Genomic DNA, 24,807 nt, shown 5'->3' with positions numbered 1-24,807 from the left:
TGCTTCCAACCGCAACATACCATAGTCCGTACGGGATTCGAACCCGTGTTACCGCCGTGAAAAGGCGGTGTCTTAACCCCTTGACCAACGGACCAGAGCTGTTATTTTCAACTCTTACTATTATACCCACTTTTCTAACTTTGTCAACACCTTTTTTAAACTTTTTTAATTAATTTTACAACTGCTTCCGTTCGAGCTGTATGTGGAAACATATCGACCGACTGGATATAACGAAGATCATAGACTTCTACTAAGCGCACTAAATCACGAGCCAAGGTCGAAACATTGCAAGAAATATAAACCATTTTTTCAGGTACATAGGTAAGAATTGTATCTAATAACTTGTCATCCAGACCTGTACGTGGTGGATCTACTATCAGAGCATCTGCTCGGTAGCCTTCCTTGTACCAACGAGGAATAATCTCTTCTGCCGTTCCTGCTTCGTAATGTGTGTTGTCAAATCCCATTCTTTTAGCATTTCGCTTAGCATCTTCAATGGCTTCTGGAATAATATCCATACCTCTGAGTGTTTTAACTTTCTTTGCGAAGGCAAATCCAATCGTTCCAACTCCACAATAAGCGTCAATTAAATGGTCTTCTTTATCAACATCCAGCGCTTTTACCGCCTCGCTATAGAGGACTTCTGTTTGTTCAGGATTTAGTTGATAGAATGCTCGAGGAGATAGTGAAAATTCATAATCAAGTACACCTTCTTGAATACTCTCTTGTCCCCAGATAATCTCTGTCTTTTCACCATAAATCTCACTGGTTTTAGCTGTATTTGTATTCACAGCTACTGTCACAACTTCTGGAAAGTCTTTAACTAAGTCTTTTACTAGTTGGGTTAAATTAAGCTGACGGTTTGTAACAATAATAATCTGAACCTGTCCAGTCTTTCTTGCTCGCCGGACCATTATCGTTCTAACACCTAGAACTTTTCTCTCATCCGTGATTGGAATCTGGTGATAAGTAAGTAATTCTGCTAGACGATTAGCAATCACTTGAGTTTCCTTATCTTGTACTAGGCAGTCTTTCAACTCTACTAAATAGTGGGAGTTTTGTGCATATAAGCCTGCCTTGACTTGATTTTTAAATTTTCGAGTCTGAAATTGTAACTTAGCACGGTAATATTTTGGTTCCTGCATACCAATTGTCGGACGAATTTCATAGTTTTCATATCCTGTAGGGGCAAATTTTTTCAGCGCTTGATAAAGCAAGTCCGTCTTGAACTCCAGCTGCTTATCATAATGCAGGTGCATGATTTGGCAGCCTCCGCACTCATTGTAAATAGTACAAGCTGGCACAACTCGAAATTTAGACTTCTTGTTGACCTTCAGTAATTTTGCCTCAACAAAGTTGCGTTTAATAGAAGTAATCTGACAATAGATATCTTCTCCTTTTAAAGCTCCAGGTACAAAGACTAATGTTTTTTGGTAAAAACCGATTCCCTCACCATTAATTCCCATGCGCTTGATTTTTAATGGTATTTTTTGTTTCACTTTCAGATTCATACCCCTATCTTATCACATTTTGAGTTATAATAGAACTATGAAAATCACAAAACTTGAAAAGAAAAAAAGACTCTATCTGATGGAGCTTGATAATGACAATAAATGCTATATTACTGAAGATACAATTGTTCGTTTTATGTTATCGAGAGATAAGGTGATAAGCGAAGACGAATTGAAAGAGATTCAGGACTTTGCCCAATTTTCTTATGGTAAAAATCTGGCCCTCTACCACCTATCCTTTAAAGCACGCACTGAAAAAGAGGTTAGAGAATATCTGAAAAAATACGATATTAATGAAGACATAGTCTCTCAAGTCATTGCTAATCTTAAAGAAGATAAGTGGATTAATGATGGCCAGTACGCTTATGCTATCATCAATGCCAATCAACTTTCAGGAGACAAGGGGCCTTATGTACTGATTCAGAAACTAACACAAAAAGGGGTTTCAAAATCTACTATAGAAGAGAACTTGAAAGAATTTGATTTTTCGGAAGTTGCTCAACGTGTAGCCAATAAACTATTGAAAAAATATGAAGGAAAACTTCCAGCTCGTGCCTTGCAAGATAAGATCATCCAAAATCTGACCAACAAGGGCTTCTCATACTCTGATGCTAAAAGTGCCTTTGACGAATTGGATAGCCAAGTAGACGAAGAAACAACTCAGGAACTCATCTTCAAGGAACTTGACAAGCAATATGCCAAGTATGCTCGAAAGTATGAAGGATACGAACTTAAACAGCGTTTAACTCAAGTTTTAGCACGAAAAGGCTACGATTTTTCGGATATAGCAAGCGCTCTCAGAGAATATCTTTAATATTTTCATGTAAAATTCACAGATTTTAGGTAATTTTATGGTACAATAGTAAACGATAAACTTATAAATTGTAGAAAGTTGGTTAGTTATGAAGCTTCCAAAAGAAGGCGACTTTATTACAATTCAAAGTTATAAGCATGATGGGAGTCTCCACCGAACTTGGCGGGACACCATGGTACTAAAAACAACAGAAAACGCCATTATTGGTGTCAACGATCATACACTGGTTACCGAAAGTGATGGTCGTCGTTGGGTCACTCGAGAACCGGCTATTGTTTACTTTCACAAGAAATATTGGTTTAATATCATTGCCATGATTCGCGATAATGGAATTTCCTACTATTGCAATATGGCTAGCCCCTACTATCTGGATGAAGAAGCACTGAAGTATATTGATTACGATTTGGATGTTAAAATTTTTACAGATGGGGAAAAACGTCTCTTGGACGTTGAGGAGTATGAGCGTCACAAACGCAAAATGAATTATTCTGATGACTTGGACTATATTTTAAAAGAACATGTCAAAATTCTTGTTGATTGGATTAATAATGGACGTGGTCCTTTCTCAGAAGCCTATGTAAACATTTGGTACAAGCGCTATGTAGAACTAAAGAATCGGTAAAGTTGTCAAACTAGGGTGAAAGCCCTGGTTTTTTTATTTGAAAAACCCAACTTTTCAGCTGGGCTTATCCTTATATATCTAATTTTGTAACTGTAAATTTGATATGGGAATAGTCTTTTTCAACATCCTTATCCAGCAAGAACGCTGTGGCATCTTTCTTAACCTGAACCAGGTCAATATTCTGGGCTTGTGCTGCATAGACACATCCACAATAACATTGACGATAAATGTCATACTCTTCACACATCTCTACCGAACGTTTGTAGCCTTGATTTTTCTTGAAATCACTTGGGAGATAGTGGGTGGTATAAATCTTTTGCACATCGATTCCGATGCTGTTAATGGTTTGAGAATTCTTATGAGGACTGATGGTCAAGGCTGAGCCAAAGTAGTCAAAGCCCAAGTCCATAGCCACTTGCGCTGTTTTATCCAGGCGGTAGTCAAAGCAAACCTTACAACGATCGCCACCTTCAGGCTCTTCTTCCAGTCCTCTGACTAACTTACGGTATTCATTTGGTTCGTAGGGAGCTTCTAGGTACTGAACCGTATTTCCTGTTCGCTCATTGAAATCACTGACAAATTTTTGGGTGACGTAAGCCCGCTTGTGGTATTCTGCCTTGGGATGGATATTAGAATTGGCAAAATAGATTGTCACATCAGCATACTTTGTTAAATATTCTAGAGTATAGGTACTGCAAGGGGCACAGCAAACATGCATGAGAATGGTTGGACGTTGCTCATTTTTCTCCCATACTTGTACCATCTTCTGCATGACACGGTCATAATTAATCTTCTGATTGGGGTTCATCTTGCTCAGAATTTCTTCTACATCGATCATGTTCTTCTCCTTTTTCTAGTCTTATTTTATCATATAAGTTAGGAGAGCTCAAATCAATTTAGAAGTGAATATCATAAAAAGGAGGGGTAGGCATTCCCTCCTTTTGTGTTTTTTATAAGTTGTTTTCTATAGAAAGCTTACATCATGCCGCCCATCATGCTTGGATCGATTGCTGGAGCCGGAGCTGCTGGTTCTGGTTTATTAGCTACGACTGCTTCCGTAGTCAAAATTAAGCTGGCTACAGATGCTGCATTTTGTAGAGCTGAACGACTCACTTTAACTGGGTCGATAATCCCTTGATCAATCATGTTGACCCATTCACCAGTTGCTGCGTTGAAACCTGTACCAAGCTCGGCATTTTTCAAACGATCGATAACGATAGACCCTTCAAATCCTGCATTGTGTGCGATTTGACGAACAGGTTCTTCCAATGCACGGAGAACAATATTGCGTCCTGTTGCTTCATCTCCTGTCAATTCTAAATCAGCTACGGCAGGGATAACATTTACAAGGGCTGTTCCACCACCTGCAACGATTCCTTCTTCAACAGCTGCACGAGTAGCGTTGAGGGCATCTTCAATACGGAGTTTCATTTCTTTCAACTCAGTTTCAGTTGCAGCTCCGACCTTAATAACCGCTACACCACCTGACAATTTCGCCAAGCGTTCTTGCAATTTTTCACGGTCAAACTCAGAAGTTGTGGTTTCGATTTGAGACTTGATAACCGCAACACGGTGAGAAATGGCTTCAGGATTTCCAGCACCTTCTACGATAACAGTGCTATCTTTGTCCACAGTTACTCTCGCTGCTTGACCAAGAGCTTCAATTGTCGCATCTTTCAACTCAAGACCAAGGTCTTCTGTGATAACTGTTCCGCCTGTCAAGATGGCAATGTCTTCAAGCATGGCTTTGCGACGGTCACCAAAACCAGGTGCCTTGACTGCTACCACGTTGAAGGTTCCACGAATCTTGTTCAAAACAAGAGTTGGAAGAGCTTCGCCATCCACATCATCCGCAATAATCAAGAGTGGACGATTGCTTTGGAGAATACTTTCTAGGAGTGGCAAGATTTCTTGGATATTTGAAATCTTCTTATCGGTAATCAAAATGTATGGATTTTCAAGGTCAGCCACCATTTTTTCGCTATCTGTCACCATGTACTGTGAAAGATAACCACGGTCGAACTGCATTCCTTCTACGACTTCAAGCTCTGTTTCCATACCACGTGACTCTTCAATGGTAATGACTCCGTCTTTACCAACTTTTTCCATGGCTTCAGAGATGTATTCACCTACTTTTTCGGAACGAGAAGAGACGGCGGCAACCTGAGCGATGGCTTCTTTGTTGGCAACAGGGATGGCGTTGTTTTTCAAAGCTTCAACTGCTGCAGCAACTGCTGTTTCAATCCCTCGACGAATACCGATTGGATTTGCACCTGCTGTGACGTTTTTTATGCCTTCACGGACGATTGCTTGAGTCAAGACTGTTGCAGTTGTCGTTCCGTCACCTGCGATATCATTGGTTTTAGAAGCTACTTCTGATACCAATTTGGCACCCATATTTTCAAAATGGTCTTCCAATTCGATTTCTTTGGCAATGGTCACACCGTCATTGGTAATCAAGGGTGAACCAAATGATTTTTCAAGAACGACATTACGACCTTTTGGTCCCAAGGTTACTTTAACAGTGTCTGCAAGGATATCGACACCACGAACCATAGCTGAACGGGCATCTGATGAAAATTTAATTTCTTTTGACATACTTACTTTCTCCTTCTATTCTTCAATGATAGCCAAGATGTTCGCTTCGCCAACGATGATGTACTTTTCATCGCTGTCTTTGACATCAAGACCTGCGTGAGCTTCAACTAAGACACGGTCCCCAGGCTTAACACTTGGAGCAACCAAGTCACCATTCAAGGTACGAACACCTTGTCCAGTAGCCACAACTTGGGCTGTTTTTGTTTTTTCTTGAGCTGAACCTGCAAGGACAAAACCTCCAACAGTTTGTTCTTTTTCTTCGATTTTCAAGACCACACGGTCTCCTAATGGTTTCAACATCTGTTTTCCTCCATGATGAACTACATATTATTAGCACTCTTTATATATGAGTGCTAATTTATAGTTCTATTGTATCACTTGGTCAGAAATAGTCAAGAAAAAAGTCTGACTTTCTCAAGATAAAAAGCCTGAGACCAACTCAGACTTTTTAATGCTTAAAATGGCAATTCCTCCTCTTCCAAGACCAAATCTGTCAAATCCTGTCCTGCATTATTTTCACGCATGGCACGTTGAGCACGACTTTCCAATAGTTGGAATCCTGTGGCAAGAACTTCGGTCACGTAATTCATCTGGCCATTTTTCTCAAAGCGACGGGTACGAAGTTCTCCATCCACAGAGATAAGACTACCTTTAGTTGCGTAGCTGGCCAAGCTTTCTGCTAGTCTGCCCCATAGAACCATATTGACAAAGTCAGCTTCGCGTTCCCCGTTTTGGTCTTTGTAACGACGGTTCACAGCGATAGTTGCGCGCGCTACTGACTTGTCATTGTTGGTTTTGTGCAATTCTGGTGTAGACGTTAAACGTCCAATCAAGATAACTTTATTATACATATTTTCTTCCTCCTACTTATCTATTCGCAGGAAATCAAAAAAAGTTACAGAAATTTGTAACTTTTCGAGGAAATTTTTTAGTTTTTATGAACCATGAAACCTGTCGCTTGTTGATTTGCCATAATGGTCATATCTGTAATCTGCACACGACGAGGTTGACTGGTCACATAGACTACTGTATCTGCAATATCCTGAGCTTGCAAGGCTTCAATTCCTTGGTAAACGGACGCAGCCCGCTCTTTGTCACCATGAAAACGCACTGTAGAAAAATCTGTTTCGACAATTCCAGGCTGAATGGTGGTCACCTTGATATCTGTTGAAATGGTATCAATTCGCAGTCCATCTGAAAAGGTCTTAACCGCTGCCTTGGTAGCTGAATAAACTGCTGCACCCGCATAGGCATAGATTCCTGCGGTTGAGCCCATATTGATGATATGTCCTTGATTGGCTTTTACCATTGCTGGCAAGAAACAGCGAGTGACTGCCATCAAACCTTTAACATTGGTATCTAACATTGTTAACATATCCAGCTCTTCATAATCCTGATAGGGTGCTAAACCTAGAGCCAGACCGGCGTTATTAACTAAGATGTCAATATTCCCTATCGTTTCTAGAATATTGGGGCAAACAGTCTTCAACATGGTTATATTCGTCACATCTAGTGGAAAAGTCCAGACATTTTGATTTGGGAAGGCTTCTGCAAAATCCGCCTTAAGAGTTTCTAGTCTGTCTATCCGTCGTCCAGTTAGAACGACATTCTCCCCCTGTTCCAGATAAGCACGCGCAATCGCTTCACCAATTCCTGATGTCGCTCCTGTAATCACAACATTTTTTGCCATCTTATTTCCTTCTAGCTAGTCTATCAGATATTAACAACTTCTTAGGCAGTCCAGTGTTTAGCTGGATCAAATGGAGTTCCGACAACTTGGTCTTCTGATAATTCAATAATACCACGTTTTTGCGGAGCATTTGGCAGATGCAATTCACGAGGGCTACACATCATGCCAAAACTCTTTTCGCCACGAAGCTCACCTGGGAAAATAAGATTTCCTTTGGGCATCATAGCTCCTGGAAGAGCTACAATGGTTTTCAACCCAAGACGCGCATTAGGAGCCCCTGCAACGATTTGCACTGTCTTGTCACTTGCGACTGCAACTTGGCAGATGTTGAGGTGGTCACTATCTGGATGAGCTACCATCTCAACAATTTCACCAACAACAAACTTAGGCTCTTTGTCATTAACAATTTCTTCTGTAAAACCTTCCGTATGTAATTCTTGATTCAAACGAGCGACTTGCTCATCTGTCAAAAAGACTTGACCGCGCTCTGCAATTTCAAACAAACTTGAAACTTCAAAAATATTCCAAGCCACTGTTTCCCCATTATCTTTGAGAAAAACACGGGCTACCTTGCCTTTGCGCTCCACATCCAGTTTGGCATCTCCGCTATTTTTCACGATGACCATAAGGACATCACCGACATGTTCTTTGTTATATGTAAAAATCATTGTTTCCTTTTTTCTCCTATTTCAGTCCTGCTAAAAAGTCGTTAATTTGTTGCTTGCTTTTACGGTCGCGATTGACAAAACGGCCAATTTCCTTGTCCTTTTCTAGAACAACAAGGCTAGGGATTCCATATACATCCCAGAGTTTGGCCAAATCCATATACTGGTCTCTATCCACTCGAATAAAGGTAAACTCTGAATTGCTCTCCTCAATTTCTGGCAAGGCAGGATAAATATAACGGCAATCGCCACACCAGTCCGCCACAAAAAGAAAGACCTTCTTCCCATCTTTTTCTACTAAAGATGCTAATTCTTCTAAACTTGCTGGTTGTATCATAAGACTTCCTCCTCATAGACTAGGTCTTCATTTTCATAGACAAAGGTATAATGACGGCCATCCTCAAAAATGACGCCACCAACCAAGTTCTCTAGACTGCTTTCATAGACTTGAACATAGAGGGTCGCAATTTCCCCCATGTCTGAAAAATGGTCTCGTACAATCGCTGTCAACTCTTCCTGAGTCTTCATGAGCTTACGGTCATCTGCAACTTTTTTCGTAGCAAGGGCAAGGCTCCCAATACCAAGTAGAGCCAGACCTGCCATCCACATTTTTTTAGCTTTCATACCATTCATTTTAACACAAAAAAGGCTTTAGGACAAATGAGGAAGTAGCAGAAAAGCAAGTAAAAAGCCCCTTCCTTTAAGGGAAAGGACTTCTTATACTCAACGAAAATCAAAGAGCAAACTAGGAAGCTAGCCGCAGGCTGCTCAAAGCACTGCTTTGAGGTTGTAGATAGAACTGACGTAGTCAGCTCAAAACAGCGTTTTGAGGTTGTGGATGAAGCTCACGTGGTTTGAAGAGATTTTCGAAGAGTATTATATTACTATGTTTTTAATTTGCAAATCTTATCCTAATTATGCTATCAAAAAACCTCTGAGATTCTTCTCAAAGGTTCTGATTTTGCTAATTACTATTCTCAACCGCTGCAGTAATAAAGGCAGTATAGAGTTCTTCTGGACGGTTTGGACGACTTGACAGTTCAGGGTGATACTGACACGCTACAAAGAATTTATTTTCTGGAATTTCCACAATTTCGACCAAACGATTGTCTGGAGAAACACCTGAGAAGACAAAACCTGCTGCCTCAAACTGCTCACGGAAGGCGTTGTTAAACTCATAACGGTGACGGTGACGGCGTTTCACCACTTCTTGATTGTGATAAGCAGCCGCTGCCTTAGAGCCACGTTTCAACTTAGATGGATAAAGTCCCAAGCGAAGGGTTCCACCCATATCCTCCACATCAATCTGATCACGCATGATATCAATGATAGGGTATTTTGTTTCTGGCGCAAGCTCTGCAGAATTGGCACCTTCAAGTCCTAAAACGTTACGAGCAAACTCGATACAAGTCAACTGCATTCCCAAGCAGACTCCCAACATTGGAACATCATTCTCACGCGCATAGCGGATGGCTTGGATTTTCCCTTCCGTACCACGTTGGCCAAAACCTCCTGGTACGATGATTCCGTCTGCATCAGACAAGAGTTCTGCCACATTCTCTGCTGTCACATCATTGGCATTGATCCAATTGATTTTAACTTCTGCGTCATTGGCATAACCAGAGTGTTTCAAGGCTTCAACCACAGAGATGTAGGCATCTTGCAACTCCACATACTTACCAACAAGGGAAATTTTAACTTGTTTCTTGAGGTTCATGACCTTATCCACCATAGCTGACCATTCTGTCATATCTGCTACTGGTACGTCTAATTTCAAATGGTCACAGACAATTTGGTCCATACCTTGTGCCTGCAAGTTCAATGGAATTTGGTAAATATGTTCGACATCCAACGATTCGATAACGGCTTCTGGTGCCACATCACAGAACTGTGCTAGTTTGTTTTTAATTCCTTGGCCAGCTGGCTCTTCTGTACGAATAACCAACATATTTGGCTGGATTCCCAATCCACGCAATTCTTTGACAGAGTGTTGGGTTGGCTTGGTCTTCATCTCACCAGCAGCCTTGAGGTAAGGAAGCAAGGTTGTATGAATGTACATGACATTATCAGCCCCCACATCTGCCCTCATCTGACGAAGGGCCTCTAGGAATGGTAAGGACTCGATATCCCCAACAGTTCCACCGACCTCTGTAATAATGACATCAGAGTCGGTTGTTAGAGCGGCACGCTTGATTTTTTCTTTCAAAGCATCTGTAATATGAGGAATGACTTGAACAGTTGCCCCAAGGTATTCTCCACGACGTTCCTTACGAAGAACTTCACTGTAAATTTTACCAGTTGTCACGTTGGAATATTTGTTGAGATTGATATCGATGAAACGTTCATAGTGACCCAAGTCCAAATCTGTCTCAGCTCCGTCATCTGTCACAAAAACTTCCCCGTGCTGGTAAGGACTCATAGTTCCTGGATCAATATTAATATAAGGGTCAAATTTTTGAATGGTTACTTTGAGACCACGATTTTTCAAGAGACGGCCCAGACTTGCTGCGACAATCCCTTTCCCAATAGACGATACCACACCACCAGTTACAAAAATATATTTCGTAGACATATATTCCTCTTTCTAAAATGCTCAAGGTCTTGTTAACTACGAGGGGACATAGGAAACAAGACCCTACTAATAAGAATAATCTGGGACGACTGCACCAGATTCACAACCAAAATACAAGAAGATAACTTCTTGAAAAAACAAAAATAGCTCCCTAAGAACTAGGGAGCCCCGACCTCTAAAAGAGGTGCCCGAACAATATGATACCTAAAAATAGGATAATTGTCAATAGCTAACTTTTATTCCTCGATGTTTTCAGAATCATCGTCTGAAAACTCGTCGTCTTCTTCGTTGAGATCCACGTCTTCACCCAAGTCATCTGGGGCGATTTCGTTGATTTCTGCATCATAAGCTTCCACTTCGTTTTTCTCATCATCTGGATTTTCATCATCGTATGAAAGAGCAGGATCTGCTTCGTATGCATCTTCGTCTTCTGGATCATCTGCATTGTAGTCAATAGCATCTGAATCGCCATCCATGAAGGCATTGACGCGTTTTTTCTTAGCTTTTGGTGCTACTTCATCGTCATCATTTTCTTCAAGAGCGATGATTTCTTCGTCGATTTCGTCCACACCATACCATGAACGAAGACCCCATTTGTTGTCTCCAAGTGAGATGAAGCTACCGTCAAAGTTCAACTCTGTGTAGAACAAAGGCAAAGCTTCACGGATATCGCTGTTTGATGTTCCAAGGTAGTTTTGAATTTCGTTTACAAGATCGCTAAAATGCATCTCATGATCGCGACCACGAAGTTCCAAGATAGCACGCGCCACCTCAATCATAGATAGTTCACTTTTTTCTTGCCCAGCAAATACTTCTAATTCCAAAGCGTTTCTCCTCATTTATACTACTATCGCCAGAGCGAACAGACTCTGACCTCATTTTATCATGTACTCTTTATTTTACGATAATTTTGCGGAATAGTCAAAGGTTAAGGGGGAGAAAGTGACATGACTTTTTATTTCTTTGCTACCCAGCCGATGGCATCGTGAGGTGGGGTTTCGGTATCAATCCCGATGAATTTGATGCCGATGGTATATTAAATTAAGCTGCAATGTTGTACTTCTCAGGTCGGTTCGAACTTACAGAATTTGTCATGTAGTAATCTGCTTTCTAATAACTAAAAATTTACTTAAAAATATTAGTCTCAATTTATTTTAATATCAAAATTGATTAAATTAAAATTTTAGTTTACTATTTCTAATATAATTGTCATCAATAAAATCTAATATCCTTTGAATACTACAAATTAATGACTCATTAATTTGTCCTGATTGACCAGATTTTCTTTTAATAATGTTAAGTGAAGAATAGATATAGTCTAACTTATATAATTCCTTTGATAGACCTAAAATTTTTATATATTCCTCTGATAAACTTCTTTCTACTGCTGTTATGGTATTGTTTGGTACAATTGCACCTCTATTATTTCTATAAAATAATTTTTTATAGTCTTCCCCTAAAGGATCCAAATCAGAAGGGAGGGATTTTTTATTTTTTGTAGTATTACATATTGGGCAAGATAAAGCTAAGTTGCTATATTCATCTATCAAACCTTCATTATCATTTTGACTTTTTATATGTTCAATATGAAAACTAGCTCCACCATACCTTTTACAATTCCATCCACAATATATGCACATTCCGCCAAAATCCTCTACTAGATACCCTTTTAACAAATCTCTTTGACTTTTGACAGAATATTTTTCACTAACGTTTTCTCTTCTGATCGGTGTAGATTCAAAACCTCTATAATCTCGCTTGAATAGTTGTCTAATATAATTCACTACATCTCTCCTGCCTCATCAATAATTTGATAAGCTTTCGCAATTAAATCATCTAATTGACCAGCAATATCATCATTTAAAAGTCGAGGTTGTTTAATAGAAAATTGATGCTCTATTTTAATTTCGTTAATTGCTACTTCCGTAGAAAAAGTATCAGATTTCTTTAAACCTTGATTTACTCTCTCCAGTGTATTGATATTTTCTATCCCTAACTTAACTTGCTTATCAATATATTCTAACATACTATCTATTTCATCTTCCTTGGTGAATACCTCTCCATTTAGAGAATATCCATCTTTAGAAAACTTCTTCTCTATTGATGGATCAATTTGGACATCATCACTATGTGAAGTATATATACAAACAGGAAAAAATGGATTTTGCTTTTTAATGGTTTCCCACAATTCAATAGCATCACCATAAATATTACTATTTGCTAAATCATAGTCCAAAATAACTCCATATTTTTCTTTTGAATACAGATTTTCCAAGAAATCTTCCTTTGATTTTTCATTTATTATTCCCAAAAATTCAACGCTATAGCCCTTTTTAGAAAATTTTTGCTCTAATTCCCCTAATGTATACATAGTATCTTCATCATCGTCAATATAATAAATTATTTTTTTATCAGACATTCTATTCCACTCCACCTTTTAAAGTCATTTTAATTTTAAAGCCTCTTTCCCCAGGCTTAGATAATAACTCTTTATCTCCTTTTAAATTAGATACAACTGAGGATAAAATTGACATTCCCATTCCAGTCCCACCTTTATTATAAGATTTATATGGTTCGAAAATAAAATTTGGGTTTTCAATTTTCTTATTCAAACCATTACCATTATCTTCATAGGTAATCTTAATTAGTGTATCCTCCATAACTTCTAAAGAAATATTGATAATTCTATGGTTGATTTTATTCGGTGATTTAAAACTTTTATAAGAATTAGTTATTAAATTTAGGAAAATACTATCTAACTGCGTTTCACTTGCATAAACATAAATATTTTTTATTGTCTCAGGTAAAGCTTCTAGAGAGGATTTACCATTAATCAAATAGTCATACGAATAAAAATTATCTCTTATTGAACTATCCCACCAAGAATAAACTTTAAAAAGATAAGAAGATAGATTAATTTTTTCTTTCTTATCCCTTGTTGGATTATTGACACTACTTTCTATAAATCCTAATATATTGGTTGTTTTGCGTTCAACCGCTTCCGAAAAATCATATAAATTATACCTTTTCTTAATCTCATGAAAATCCGATTTAAAAAGTATTGAATAATGGTCTCCTATATCTTTTAAATTTTGAGGAATCGTTTTAAAGAACATCTTATCATTCTTAATTTGATGTGCAAAAGTTGACATAACTATTCCTTGAGTTGCCATAGTTCGTAACGTATCACCCTCACTAACAAGTGAACTATTCTCTTCCTCAGTAGTATCCTGTAGTGAATACATCTCAAATAACGATTGGGGATTAGAGACCAGTGCCTCATACTCCGGATCTTTATAAAGTCCTTGTAAATTTCCCTGGTGTTTATTAACAAGACTGTCTAACTTTTTCTTTGTCTTCTTTCCTCTTTCACTAAAAAGTGGAACATCAGCTTTCTCTTTCAAAAATTCATTATATAAAATAATAATTTCTGAACGCACAGAAGAAAAATCTTTTACAATTCTGAGAATAACACTCTCAAGATATTCAAACTCTGCACTATTTTTTAAACCTTCACGATTAGCTTGATCTTCAAACCCTCCATTTTTTTCCTTGGTGATGTTTACATAACCACTCAACTGGTTTGCTTGCATTATGTAGCTACTACGGCCAACACCAGCTGGATTTTTAGTTCTTTCTTTTTCAATTCCAACCCAGTCAAACCCGATAGTATCAACCTCACCATAAGGTCTAATCCTAAAACCATCTCTATATAATAAGATTCCGGGTTCAATATCAACAGTATTTGTTCCCATTGCTGGTCTCTTTAAAAAAGGATACTTATTAGAACCCGTTTTCTTTGTAAAATAGAGAACTCCATCAAAATCACCTATCGGATTATTAGGTATTTTATCAGGGATATACTCTGAAATTTTAAACTCTCTCTCAAAATGGTATCTACTTCTTTTTTTACCACTCTTTTCTTGAATATAATCTTTTAGTTTATCGAATTTCGCATTTACAAAATCCGGCGGTAATTGACTAATATCAATTTCATCAAAATACCCCTCTAAGATTAACATATCACTGTCGTGTGAAAAAGCAAACGAAATTTCTGCATCTGTTGAAACATCAGCTAAAGAAGGCTCTATTTCTTCTTTTTCTTCAAAGTAGTCTAATATAATTTTAAATTCGCCTGATTTTTCTAATTTAAGAGGGTTTTTTAATTTATTTAAAGTTAGCTTCAATAGAGAATAATTTGTCCCCGATTGTCCTTTATCTGATAGTAACCATTCATCTTTCAACTCACTGGCTATTAAAATTGTTCCTGAGCATTTGGGGTTTTCTAAACCTCTATTAGTATACTCTGAAATGAACTCATTCAATGATAATTGTTCAATATTTACTTTTACAGTATCTAAAGCTTCTCCCGTTATGAAGTTATTCCAATTGATACTAAATCTATATGCTTCACTACCATCCGAAGTAATAACACGACTGACATTCCCCAGTCTCCCCAGTGATAATCTACCGATTCCCATAGAACCATTCATTACACGTTCATATTTTTGGTATTTTATTGAAGGAGTATGAGTTTTATCATCCGTTCCCAATGTAAAAAAGACATTAATGATTTTATCCAAACTCATTCCTTGACCGTAATCAATTATTTCTATAGAAGTAGCTTTTTTGTCTTTTCTTTTGTTAATAGTTATATCTTTTCCTATTATTCGAATATTTACTTGATTCGAAAATGCATCGTAACTATTTTTTACTAATTCTAATATCGCACTTCTATAATCTAGTACATTATCTCTCCCTAGAAGGTTTACCGTTCTTGTTGTTGATTTAAAACTTATTTCTTTCACTTTTTCAGCCATTGTCCGTCCCTCATACTCTTATTGGATAATTTTTTACATCATTCACGGATATACGAATTGATTTTCCACTCGCATTAATTGCTCTAGTTTCTATATAGTTATAGAAATCTTCTGATTCAAGTATTTTTTTTGCATAATCAAGACCTTTTTCTGCTAATGGAATAATATAAAATCCCGAATATGGTATCATTTGAGAATCTAACTCGTATACATTTACTTTCTCAGTAATTACCGATGAAATCATTAATTTTTCCTGATTCATGAATTTCAAACCTTGTGATCGACCATACTCAAACCATTCCCCATCAGATTTTCTGTTATCTAAAACATCTTTCCATTCTCGAAGATATCTAGTTGTTTTAGGAAAGATTCTTTCAAACTCTTCTCTAGGATATCTTCTAAGTTCATTATTTACAAACTTATATGGGAAAATAATTTTATCTACAATATTTTTTGATAACTTTCTTGGACTAGCCGCAGGTTTTAAAATTTCATCCTCCAAGTCCAAATCTTCTTGCTCGGGAATTAGAAATACCTTATTCGCTAATGTAGCTACGCTATTTGAGACTTTAAATAACTCTCCAAAGGTTAACTGATTAACTTTAAATTCGATATTTTCAGTAAAATACCATTTAGACCCTAAATCTTCTTTTCTTATAAGAAAGGACTTATTAAAATCACTATCAATATATTCTAAGTAATTACATATTTTAGAATTATCAATGACCATAATTGCTGATGATGTTAGAATTCTCCCAAAAATATGCGTATGTCTGTAATCAATTAATTGTAGAATATTTTTTTTTAATATTTCTCTTAGATTTTCAGCAAAAACATTTTTAAATATGCTATTAGGGATTAGATAACACATTTTTCCTGTCGTTTTTTTCAAATCTAGTAAACTCTTTTCGATGAAAGCATAACAATAATCAAATTTGCCTTTTTTACAAGAAGTAAAATTATTTTTCAAGAAACTTCTATCCATAGTATTAAGTTCTTGATAGGTGATATATGGAGGATTACCAACAATAAAATCAAATCTCATTTTAAGATTGTATCTTAAATAATCATCAGAAAGAATTTGCCAGTTTACCTCTTGAATTCCGTGTTCCAAAGCAATATTATCTAAATTTCTTAAACAATTTTCCTTTAATTGAGGGTCAATTTCAAAAGCAACAAAGTATTTTTCTAAATCAGATTTTATGGATGAAGTGGAATATCTGTGCTTAAGTGCTACTTCAATGTATCTTCTAATTGCTACACACAAAATATTTCCTTCACCTACAGAATTCTCTAAAAAATATTTTTTAAGTATATTTTTCCCATCATATTCTACCTTATCAAGCATAAAATGAACATATTTTTCAGGGGTGAAAACTTGGAATTTTTCCATATTTGTTATTTATAGATCGCTTTCTAACGTTTTATTCATTATACCAAAAAAACACGGCTCATCACCGTGTTTCTGTGTTTATTTCACCAACTTCTTCATCTCATCAATACGTGCTACGGTCGCATCATATTTAGCTTGGTAGTCGGCTTGTTTGTCGCGTTCTTTTTGGACGACTTCTGGTTTGGCGTTGGCTACGAAGCGTTCATTAGAGAGCTTCTTGCCGACCATGTCCAGTTCTTTTTGCCATTTAGCCAGTTCCTTGTCGAGACGAGCCAATTCTTCTTCGACATTGAGGAGGTCTGCGAGTGGCAAGTAGATTTCTGCTCCTGTGATGACGCTTGACATTGCGAGTTCAGGTGCAGGGATGGTTGATGCGATTTCCAAGTGTTCTGGATTTGTAAAGCGTTTGATGTAGTTGACATTGCTGTTAAAGAAGGCTTCCAAGTCGCTATCGCTTGTCTTAACAAGAATGGTGATAGGCTTGCTTGGAGCAACGTTTACTTCCGCACGGGCATTACGAACGGCGCGGATCAAGTCTTTGAGGCTTTCGACACCTGTGTGAGCCGCAAGATCTTCAAAGACTGGGTTGACAATTGGGTATGCTGCTGTCACGATAGAACCTTCTGAGATTTGTCCAAAGATTTCCTCTGTCACGAACGGCATGATAGGGTGAAGGAGACGAAGGATCTTGTCCAAAGTGTAAAGGAGAACAGAGCGTGTGATGACTTTCTCTTCTTCATTGTCGCTATAAAGGACTTCCTTGGTCAACTCAACGTACCAGTCCGCAAACTCATCCCAGATAAAGTTGTAGAGGATGTGACCAGCCACACCAAATTCAAACTTATCAAAGTTGGCAGTAGCTTTTCCGATAGTTTCATTGAGATTGTGGAGAATCCAACGGTCTGTGACATTTCCGGCTTCCTTGCTGATAACTTTTTCCACATTGGCAGTCGCTTGCTCAAGAGTCAAGCCTTCATTGTTCATGAGGATGTAGCGAGAGATATTCCAGATCTTGTTAATGAAGTTCCATGAAGCATCCATTTTCTCGTAAGAAAAGCGCACGTCTTGGCCTGGTGCAGAACCGTTTGAAAGAAACCAACGAAGGGCATCGGCACCGTATTTCTCGATAACATCCATCGGATCAATCCCGTTTCCGAGTGACTTAGACATCTTGCGTCCTTGCTCGTCACGAATGAGACCATGAATCAAGGCATTTTTGAATGGCGACTTGCCAGTAAATTCCAAACCTTGGAAAATCATCCGAGACACCCAGAACGGGATAATATCATAACCAGTCACCAAAGTTGATGTTGGATAATAACGTTTAAAGTCTTCTGAGTCAACATCAGGCCAGCCCATGGTTGAGAATGGCCAGAGGGCAGAACTGAACCAAGTATCCAAGACGTCTTCGTCCTGAGTCCATCCGTCACCTTCTGGAGCTTCTTCACCGACGTACATTTCACCCTCAGCATTGTACCAAGCAGGGATTTGGTGCCCCCACCAGAGCTGACGAGAGATCACCCAGTCGTGGACATTTTCCATCCATTGGAGGAAGGTATCATTGAAACGAGGTGGGTAGAATTCGACCTTGTCCTCTGTGTCTTGGTTGGTAATAGCATTCTTGGCCAATTGGTCCATCTTGACGAACCATTGCGTAGACAAGCGTGGCTCAACCACAACACCAGTACGCTCTGAGTGACCAACACTGTGGACACGTTTTTCGATTTTAACGAGGGCACCGATTTCTTCCAGCTTAGCAACGACTGCCTTACGAGCTTCAAAACGGTCCATGCCTGCAAATTCGAAGGCCAAGTCATTCATAGTTCCGTCGTCGTTCATGACGTTTACTTGTGGCAAGTTGTGGCGTTGACCAACCAAGAAGTCGTTTGGATCATGGGCAGGTGTGATTTTCACGACACCAGTACCAAACTCAGGATCTGCGTGTTCATCTCCAACGATTGGGATGAGTTTGTTAGCGATTGGAAGGATGACGTTTTTACCAATCAAGTCCTTGTATCGTGGGTCTTCTGGATTGACCGCAACAGCAACGTCCCCAAACATAGTTTCAGGACGAGTTGTGGCAACTTCAAGGGCGCGTGAGCCGTCTTCTAGCATGTAGTTCATGTGATAGAAGGCACCTTCTACGTCCTTGTGGATAACTTCGATATCAGAAAGGGCTGTGCGAGCAGCTGGGTCCCAGTTGATGATAAACTCACCACGGTAGATCCAACCTTTCTTGTAAAGGTCCACAAAGACCTTACGAACAGCTTTTGACAAACCTTCGTCAAGAGTGAAACGCTCACGAGAGTAGTCTACAGAGAGCCCCATCTTGCCCCATTGTTCCTTGATAGTAGTGGCATATTCGTCTTTCCATTCCCAAACCTTATCGAGGAATTTCTCACGACCTAGGTCATAACGTGTAATGCCCTCACCACGTAAGCGCTCCTCAACCTTAGCTTGAGTTGCAATCCCAGCATGGTCCATTCCTGGAAGCCAAAGGGTATCAAAGCCTTGCATGCGTTTTTGACGGATGATGATATCCTGCAAAGTCGTATCCCAAGCGTGACCAAGGTGAAGTTTCCCAGTTACGTTTGGTGGTGGAATCACGATTGAATAAGGCTTGGCTTTTTGATCGCCTGAAGGCTTGAAAACATCAGCATCAAGCCATTTTTGGTAACGACCAGCCTCAACCTCGGCTGGATTGTATTTAGGTGAAAGTTCTTTAGACATGTGTGTGTCCTTTCTCTATTGTATTCATTTTATCTTGAATCTGCTTAGCAGCTTCTTCTGCAGACAAATTCGTATTATTTATTTTAAAGTAGTGGTGCAACTCATTCAGTTGATGCTGGGAATTTAATTGAAGTGTTTCAGCAGTCTCTAAAATTTCTCTTTCAGATACCTCAATATGTCGTTTCAAGGGTTTGTGCTTCAACCGGTTCTCCGTTCGATTTCGACGTAAACGCTCCTCAAGACTTGCTTCCAATTCAACAAAAAGAATCTCTTGATGATAGTCATTCAACAAACCTTGAATTTGCTTCAAATACATCATCTGGTACTGATTTGAAAAATCAATCACGTCTGTTAAAATCACTGATCGCTGATTTCTTGCACTTGCCCCAAGGAAAGAAAAGGTGATTCCACGAACAAATTCCCACATCTCCTCTGTATAATCCTGATAGATTTCTAGTGCAAAATCGATGGCTTGATGGTTATAAAAGAGGGTAGCATCCGTTAGTCGAGATAGTTCTTGACCGATCGTCATTTTTCCTGAGGCCGGAGCACCAACGATGAAAACATGCATCAAATTACCTCCCACTCACTCCTCCGCAAACCATATATCAGACTGTCACAGCGGTTTCCTTGAACATCTTTACGATCTCGAATGCGAGCTTCAAGAGTGAAACCAAGTTTCTCAGCGACTTGTTGACTTTGGACATTGTATCCAAAGCAGACCAGTTCTATCTTGTGAAGCCCCAATTCTTGAAAGCCTAGATCAATCAAGGCACGCGCTGCTTCTGGTACATAGCCTCGACCCCAATAGTCTGGATGCAAGGTATAGCCAAGCTCTAGCACATCATCCGCATGGCGATGGTTGAAATCAACAGAACCAATGACTTTATCGGTTCCTTTGACGACAATCCCATAGCCAGATGGGAGATTTTCCTTTTGATTGCGCTCAGGAAGGATATGCTCTAGATAGTAAACCTCATCTTCCAAGGTTTTGACTGGAGGAAAGCCTGCTGGATAGGCAACCTCTGGGAGACTAGCATAGTCAAAGATATCCTCAGCATCTGCCACTGTACGAACTCGTAGGACGAGTCGTTCGGTTTCTAATCGTTCTGATAATTCAGCTCTTGCCATCCTTCTTCCTCGCTTTTTTGATGAAGCTCCCCTTAATATCTACACGCTTGTCCAGATAACGATAGACGCGCTGATATCCATCTCCCATGAAATAGGTTGGGGCAAACAGTTCATTTCTAAAATGTCCCTTTTCATCCAAAAGTTCTGGATCAACAAGTCGCTCAACAATCTTAGCGAAAATATGACAAATTCCCTCTTCCTCAACAATCCTATCTACCTGACAATCCAAAACGACTGGACAATCCTCTAAAATCGGTGCCTGAGTTCGTTCAGAAATTTCATAATGCACTCCCAAACGTTCCAATTTCTCCTGATGACTGATAAAACCAGCCTGCTCCATCTCGAGCATGAGATTTTCATCAGGGATATTCACGGTGAACTGCTGATAATGCTTAATCTGCTCTGCGGCATTCTCTTTCGCAACGACTCCAATCACAATCCAATCTCCTAGACTATAAGAGGAACTACAGGTCGTGATGTTATAGCCAAAATTCTGATCTTGATATCCTAAAATAAAAACAGGAAAGCCATAGTATAGTTTATTAGTTTTAAATGATTGTTTCATAACAACCTCCTTTGACTAAGACACAAAAGAAAAGCCCTGCCATCTACATGACAGGGACGAATGTGTTTATCCGCGGTACCACCCAATTTCGGGCAAGGCCCGCAACTCTCGTCTTTAAAACAAAAAGACACTTTTATTTCAATTTTTCATCCATTAGCAACTAGTTTTGACACATTTGTGGACTTCTCAGCGCCGCCACTTTCTGTAAAATGCGGGATTCAAAACACCTCTAACGGCTCTATTGTAGCAAGATTTTTTCGGAAATGCAAGGAACAAGAAAAATTACTTGAACTTGATGCCATTTTCTTTCAATTTCTTAATAGTAGCTGGGCCGATTCCTTTCAAGGCAAGGAGTTCTTTTTCAGTCCAGTTTTTGAAATCTGAAGCAGACTTGATCCCTTCATCATAGAAAGTTTTGGCACGATCAAGTGGAAGTCCACCCAAGTTTGCTGCAAAATCTTCTACAGAATTGGCTACTTTTTGAGCTTGCTCTTTGGTAGCTTCTACTGCTTGTTCAACTTTTTTAGAAACAGCCTTACCAGCTTGGCTTGCTGACTGTTCTGCACGTTTCACGACTTTTTTTGTCTCTTCTACAACCTTAGTCACAGTACTTGAAAAGGCACCTGCACGACGGAGGCTATTTCGTAATTGTTTTTTACGATTGAGTTTCTTTGACATGATAAAATCCTTTCAATAAAAAACCCCTGCTCTGACAAGGATTTAATATAAATATTCTATCAAGATTTTAGTAAAAAATCAAGAATCTTTCTCGTTTAATAATTTCGCTCACCGAATAAGCCTTCTGGCAAATCATGAAATCCCTTGCCTGATTTGAAGTTTTCAAACTTACCAAGTAAGAACTGATAAGCATCCAAACGGCTTTCGTAGCGAATCATAGCATCTTTGGCACGCTCGTCTTGGTCTTCTTCGTAGACTTTTTGGCTTTCCTTATGTGCCATGTCGTTGATCATAATCTGGGTATTGACCCAGGCTTCAAATTCCTTCATAAATTCTTGTTCGTAACTCATTTTTTCTCCTTATTCTAATCCACGGAAATAGTCCGTATCAATCTCTCGGTAGGGCTGGATATCCTGAACGTATTCCAGCACACCTTGGAATTCTCCGTCTTCATCGTGCACTGCTGCGTAAGTGATGTGGACAAACTTGCCTCGTGACTCAGACTTGAACCACATTTCATACTTATCCTTTGTCCCCTCACGAAGTCCCTTCATGATAGTCTTGACCTTGTCCAAGTACTTAGGCGGATGGCAGAGTTCGACATTCCGTCCGACTTGGGACGGTGTCCGTTTGAAAATCATCTCATCAGCTGGCGTATTGTCATTGTAATATTGGAAAATATCGTCTTTATTGACAAAGGTAATCTCCATAGGGAGGTGATTGAGGATGAGGTTGGCCTGCTCGACTGAAAGATAGCCATTCCCAAAAGCCTGTTGACTGTGGCGGTCCAAAGCTGATTCCTTTTCCTTAGGGGTAAAGGTAATGGTAAACTGTCCTTCTGGCGTATCGATAACTTGCTGAACTTGACCTTCTGCCGTATCTAGTTGTACGGGCTCCTCTGCACCCTTTTCCTCAACAAAACTCTGGCGTTCTGGAACCCATTTCTCAGACGGACGGATGATGGCATAGCCATAGGCATCGCTCTCCTCCGCAATCTGAAGCCAGTCATCCTGAGTAAAGGACTCAAGGAGAATCATGAGAAGGATGGACTCTTCCTTGAAAATCATACTTTCAAACTCTGTCGCAAAGGCTTCAAAATCTTCTTTTACAGTGGAAATCGGCACTTCAGGTAGTGACTTGGCCGTCGCTAAAGCTGTTTGAAAGAGTTCCCTAATCTGGTCATCCACTCCCCACATGACCTTAGGGGGGGAATCGTGACCATAGCGCTCCATGATAGGAAAGAAGAGTTCTTCTTTACGTTGGTAATGAATATCAAATTGACCTACAAGGCCCATTTGACGGACCAAGCCCTTGCGCATCTCCGCAAGCATTTCCTCGTCTTCCATCGACTCATAGGTATCTAACAATCTCCGAATGCGAATCAAGGCAGCACGGAGGGCCAAATTTTCATCCTTGAAGACGCGAACTGGGTGGCCTGGATGCTCAGTATCCTCTACTTCGACACCTTTGATAGCATTTTTAAAAAGATTGGCATGGACATCACAGAGTTCCATGACATCTTCAAAGGTGACACCTGAGTCTGAGTTCATCAGCTCATGCTCCATGAGGGAAATCTCGATGGCTGAGACACCCGCAAAGGTCGCATCAAAACGCTCCTGAACCGACTCAGGAGAGGCACCATTGTGCAATTCTAACAAAATATCCCGTAGGATATGAATCCGTTCATCTGCCATTAGTCTAATCCAATCACTTCGTAACCATTTGCTTCCAGTGTTTGGACAATCTTGTCCATAGGTGTTCCTTCCAGCTTAGAACCCTGTTTGAGTGATACTTTACGACCAACTGTATTGCGCATCAAGGGATTGGCAAGGGGTTTAAATCCAAGCTCCACTAGGATTTCCAAGACTTCTGGATGCTTATCCACCACTTCTGCAACAGGAATTGACACATCGATGATATTATCCATGACGACCTCCATTGTATGTTCTAAAATGATTTTACTGCTTATATTATACCATATGGAAAGAGATTAAAAAACTAGCAGTGTAGTTCCTGCTAGTTCTCGGCGATTTGAATTATGACCTAAATAAGTCTAAAGAGCCAATCCAATATTTTAAATAATAGCTTGTAAAACAGCAATTGGAATGCAAAAGAGATGAACATCCACAGGAATTTCATAATCCCAATAATCGGTTTGATAAAAAGAATGGCAAGAATTGCCCAGAAAAATTTCATTCTTTCTCCTCTGGCTTTATGAGCCACCAAGCCGTATCCATTAACTTGTCTGCAATAAAAAGTTTACCTAGACCGACAACAACATTGTCATCTTTCTTTATCGTTTTCATTACTTTTACACCTTGTACGGTCAAAAAGTAATTACCGTAAGTTTTAGCTAGAGTTTTTATGAGTCCCATATTATCTTCCCTCGTTTAACTACACTTTCAAAATATTAACGATACCAGTCTTACTGGCCATTTCTGTGAAATTTACTCTTTCTAATTCCTATACTATCATACAAGCTAAATTTAATAAAGCTTTTTAATAATGTTTAAGTCTAGAAAGATTCCGCCAGCATGCTTTATTGCCTTTTTCCCCACCAAAAAAGAGGGTTGCCCCTCTTCTTAGTTCTTATCCAGATTGCGTAGCATCTCGTCAATCTTATTTCCATATTCGATGGATTCGTCTTTGACGAATGTCAAATCTGGGATTTTGTACAATTTCAAATTGCGACCAAGTTCACGTTTGATGGTGCCAGTTGCTTTTTCAAGCCCGATTTGAGCTTTCTGGTTATCTGAAGCAAGGTTACTCAAAATGGTGTAGTAAACCTTGGCAACAGACAAGTCACCCAGCATCTGAACATCTGTGATGGTCACGCCTTGGACACGCGGATCACGGACTTTCTTTTGCAAAATCTCATTGACTTCACGCTTGATTTCCATGCCCACACGATCCGTACGGAAATGATTTGCCATGATATTCCTTTCTCTACTTTGAACCAAAAGCTAGGCCAGCAGACCTAGCTATTTTTAAATTTATTGATTTTCATTTCAAATTGGA

General features: G+C 39.2%; 27 protein-coding genes and 1 tRNA gene. 2 read left to right on the top strand and 26 right to left on the bottom strand.

Going from position 1 to position 24,807, the window contains the following annotated elements; translation table 11 throughout:
• Window positions 1-22: 22 nt before the first annotated feature.
• Window positions 23-94 (bottom strand) — tRNA-Glu (locus FBF73_RS03400).
• A gap of 61 nt (window positions 95-155) precedes the next feature.
• Window positions 156-1,511: a 23S rRNA (uracil(1939)-C(5))-methyltransferase RlmD gene (gene rlmD / locus FBF73_RS03395; protein WP_124788420.1), complete on the bottom strand. Its 1,356-nt coding sequence runs from the start codon at window positions 1,509-1,511 to the stop codon at window positions 156-158.
• Window positions 1,512-1,548: 37 nt separating this feature from the next.
• On the opposite strand from rlmD, the gene recX reads away from it, so the two are divergent.
• Together recX and FBF73_RS03385 are read left to right on the top strand one after the other, a co-directional pair.
• Window positions 1,549-2,325, top strand: coding sequence for a recombination regulator RecX (gene recX, locus FBF73_RS03390; protein ID WP_124788421.1), 777 nt, complete (start codon window positions 1,549-1,551; stop codon window positions 2,323-2,325).
• An 88-nt stretch (window positions 2,326-2,413) separates the two neighbouring features.
• Entirely contained in the window at window positions 2,414-2,947 is a 534-nt protein-coding gene (locus tag FBF73_RS03385; protein ID WP_000775316.1) for a DUF402 domain-containing protein, read from the top strand.
• 70 nt (window positions 2,948-3,017) lie between these two features.
• On the opposite strand, the gene FBF73_RS03380 is transcribed toward FBF73_RS03385, so the two are convergent.
• From FBF73_RS03380 to rbfA, 24 genes are all read right to left on the bottom strand, one after another.
• The gene (locus tag FBF73_RS03380) at window positions 3,018-3,785 is read right to left on the bottom strand and encodes an epoxyqueuosine reductase QueH (protein WP_060627100.1); all 768 of its coding nucleotides are present in this window, start codon (window positions 3,783-3,785) and stop codon (window positions 3,018-3,020) included.
• Between the two features lie 137 nt (window positions 3,786-3,922).
• Window positions 3,923-5,545 carry a chaperonin GroEL gene (gene groL, locus FBF73_RS03375; protein WP_136936960.1) on the bottom strand — a complete coding sequence of 541 codons (1,623 nt, stop codon included), beginning with the start codon at window positions 5,543-5,545 and terminating at the stop codon, window positions 3,923-3,925.
• Between the two features lie 15 nt (window positions 5,546-5,560).
• On the bottom strand, window positions 5,561-5,845 hold the full coding sequence (groES, locus tag FBF73_RS03370; protein WP_136936959.1) for a co-chaperone GroES: 285 nt from the start codon (window positions 5,843-5,845) through the stop codon (window positions 5,561-5,563).
• 155 nt (window positions 5,846-6,000) lie between these two features.
• Entirely contained in the window at window positions 6,001-6,396 is a 396-nt protein-coding gene (locus FBF73_RS03365) for a single-stranded DNA-binding protein (protein WP_136936958.1), read from the bottom strand.
• 77 nt (window positions 6,397-6,473) lie between these two features.
• Window positions 6,474-7,235 carry an SDR family NAD(P)-dependent oxidoreductase gene (locus tag FBF73_RS03360; RefSeq protein ID WP_049515926.1) on the bottom strand — a complete coding sequence of 254 codons (762 nt, stop codon included), beginning with the start codon at window positions 7,233-7,235 and terminating at the stop codon, window positions 6,474-6,476.
• Between the two features lie 41 nt (window positions 7,236-7,276).
• Window positions 7,277-7,903 carry a YtpR family tRNA-binding protein gene (gene ytpR / locus FBF73_RS03355; RefSeq protein WP_136936957.1) on the bottom strand — a complete coding sequence of 209 codons (627 nt, stop codon included), beginning with the start codon at window positions 7,901-7,903 and terminating at the stop codon, window positions 7,277-7,279.
• 16 nt (window positions 7,904-7,919) lie between these two features.
• Window positions 7,920-8,237: a thioredoxin family protein gene (locus tag FBF73_RS03350; protein ID WP_070842200.1), complete on the bottom strand. Its 318-nt coding sequence runs from the start codon at window positions 8,235-8,237 to the stop codon at window positions 7,920-7,922.
• A complete protein-coding gene (locus FBF73_RS03345; protein WP_070842201.1) occupies window positions 8,234-8,533 on the bottom strand; it encodes a DUF4651 domain-containing protein in 300 nt (99 codons plus the stop codon). The genes FBF73_RS03350 and FBF73_RS03345 overlap by 4 nt, the downstream gene beginning before the upstream one ends.
• Window positions 8,534-8,864: 331 nt before the next feature.
• Complete coding sequence (locus FBF73_RS03340) at window positions 8,865-10,472, bottom strand: CTP synthase (RefSeq protein ID WP_136936956.1); 1,608 nt, start codon at window positions 10,470-10,472, stop codon at window positions 8,865-8,867.
• A 236-nt stretch (window positions 10,473-10,708) separates the two neighbouring features.
• Complete coding sequence (gene rpoE, locus FBF73_RS03335) at window positions 10,709-11,296, bottom strand: DNA-directed RNA polymerase subunit delta (RefSeq protein WP_031227756.1); 588 nt, start codon at window positions 11,294-11,296, stop codon at window positions 10,709-10,711.
• A gap of 351 nt (window positions 11,297-11,647) precedes the next feature.
• A complete protein-coding gene (locus FBF73_RS03330; protein ID WP_136936955.1) occupies window positions 11,648-12,256 on the bottom strand; it encodes an HNH endonuclease in 609 nt (202 codons plus the stop codon).
• On the bottom strand, window positions 12,256-12,891 hold the full coding sequence (locus FBF73_RS03325) for a hypothetical protein (RefSeq protein WP_049493614.1): 636 nt from the start codon (window positions 12,889-12,891) through the stop codon (window positions 12,256-12,258). The genes FBF73_RS03330 and FBF73_RS03325 overlap by 1 nt, the downstream gene beginning before the upstream one ends.
• A gap of 1 nt (window position 12,892) precedes the next feature.
• Window positions 12,893-15,292 carry an ATP-binding protein gene (locus FBF73_RS03320; RefSeq protein ID WP_136936954.1) on the bottom strand — a complete coding sequence of 800 codons (2,400 nt, stop codon included), beginning with the start codon at window positions 15,290-15,292 and terminating at the stop codon, window positions 12,893-12,895.
• Between the two features lie 10 nt (window positions 15,293-15,302).
• Complete coding sequence (locus FBF73_RS03315; RefSeq protein WP_136936953.1) at window positions 15,303-16,685, bottom strand: Eco57I restriction-modification methylase domain-containing protein; 1,383 nt, start codon at window positions 16,683-16,685, stop codon at window positions 15,303-15,305.
• A gap of 78 nt (window positions 16,686-16,763) precedes the next feature.
• Entirely contained in the window at window positions 16,764-19,415 is a 2,652-nt protein-coding gene (locus FBF73_RS03310; RefSeq protein ID WP_136936952.1) for a valine--tRNA ligase, read from the bottom strand.
• Entirely contained in the window at window positions 19,408-19,986 is a 579-nt protein-coding gene (locus tag FBF73_RS03305) for an AAA family ATPase (protein WP_136936951.1), read from the bottom strand. Before FBF73_RS03305 ends, FBF73_RS03310 begins: the two co-directional genes overlap by 8 nt.
• A complete protein-coding gene (locus FBF73_RS03300; RefSeq protein ID WP_136936950.1) occupies window positions 19,986-20,546 on the bottom strand; it encodes a GNAT family N-acetyltransferase in 561 nt (186 codons plus the stop codon). Before FBF73_RS03300 ends, FBF73_RS03305 begins: the two co-directional genes overlap by 1 nt.
• The gene (locus FBF73_RS03295) at window positions 20,533-21,111 is read right to left on the bottom strand and encodes a flavin reductase family protein (RefSeq protein WP_125452855.1); all 579 of its coding nucleotides are present in this window, start codon (window positions 21,109-21,111) and stop codon (window positions 20,533-20,535) included. The genes FBF73_RS03300 and FBF73_RS03295 overlap by 14 nt, the downstream gene beginning before the upstream one ends.
• Window positions 21,112-21,393: 282 nt before the next feature.
• Entirely contained in the window at window positions 21,394-21,789 is a 396-nt protein-coding gene (locus FBF73_RS03290) for a helix-hairpin-helix domain-containing protein (protein ID WP_000038635.1), read from the bottom strand.
• Window positions 21,790-21,884: 95 nt separating this feature from the next.
• On the bottom strand, window positions 21,885-22,139 hold the full coding sequence (locus tag FBF73_RS03285) for a DUF1912 family protein (protein ID WP_049540673.1): 255 nt from the start codon (window positions 22,137-22,139) through the stop codon (window positions 21,885-21,887).
• 9 nt (window positions 22,140-22,148) lie between these two features.
• A complete protein-coding gene (locus FBF73_RS03280) occupies window positions 22,149-23,483 on the bottom strand; it encodes a DUF438 domain-containing protein (RefSeq protein ID WP_136936949.1) in 1,335 nt (444 codons plus the stop codon).
• A complete protein-coding gene (locus FBF73_RS03275; RefSeq protein ID WP_136936948.1) occupies window positions 23,483-23,716 on the bottom strand; it encodes a DUF1858 domain-containing protein in 234 nt (77 codons plus the stop codon). The genes FBF73_RS03280 and FBF73_RS03275 overlap by 1 nt, the downstream gene beginning before the upstream one ends.
• Window positions 23,717-23,981: 265 nt before the next feature.
• Window positions 23,982-24,164 (bottom strand): hypothetical protein, encoded by a 183-nt coding sequence (locus FBF73_RS03270; RefSeq protein ID WP_136936947.1) that lies wholly within the window; start codon window positions 24,162-24,164, stop codon window positions 23,982-23,984.
• 207 nt (window positions 24,165-24,371) lie between these two features.
• Window positions 24,372-24,722 (bottom strand): 30S ribosome-binding factor RbfA, encoded by a 351-nt coding sequence (gene rbfA / locus FBF73_RS03265; protein ID WP_001273601.1) that lies wholly within the window; start codon window positions 24,720-24,722, stop codon window positions 24,372-24,374.
• Window positions 24,723-24,807: the final 85 nt, after the last annotated feature.

Origin of the sequence: Streptococcus mitis (genome assembly GCF_005144795.1) — a bacterium.
GTDB classification, from domain to species: domain Bacteria; phylum Bacillota; class Bacilli; order Lactobacillales; family Streptococcaceae; genus Streptococcus; species Streptococcus mitis_BB.
The sequence above is the reverse complement of the archived record's forward strand: the minus strand, read 5'-3'. Positions and strand labels throughout refer to the sequence as shown.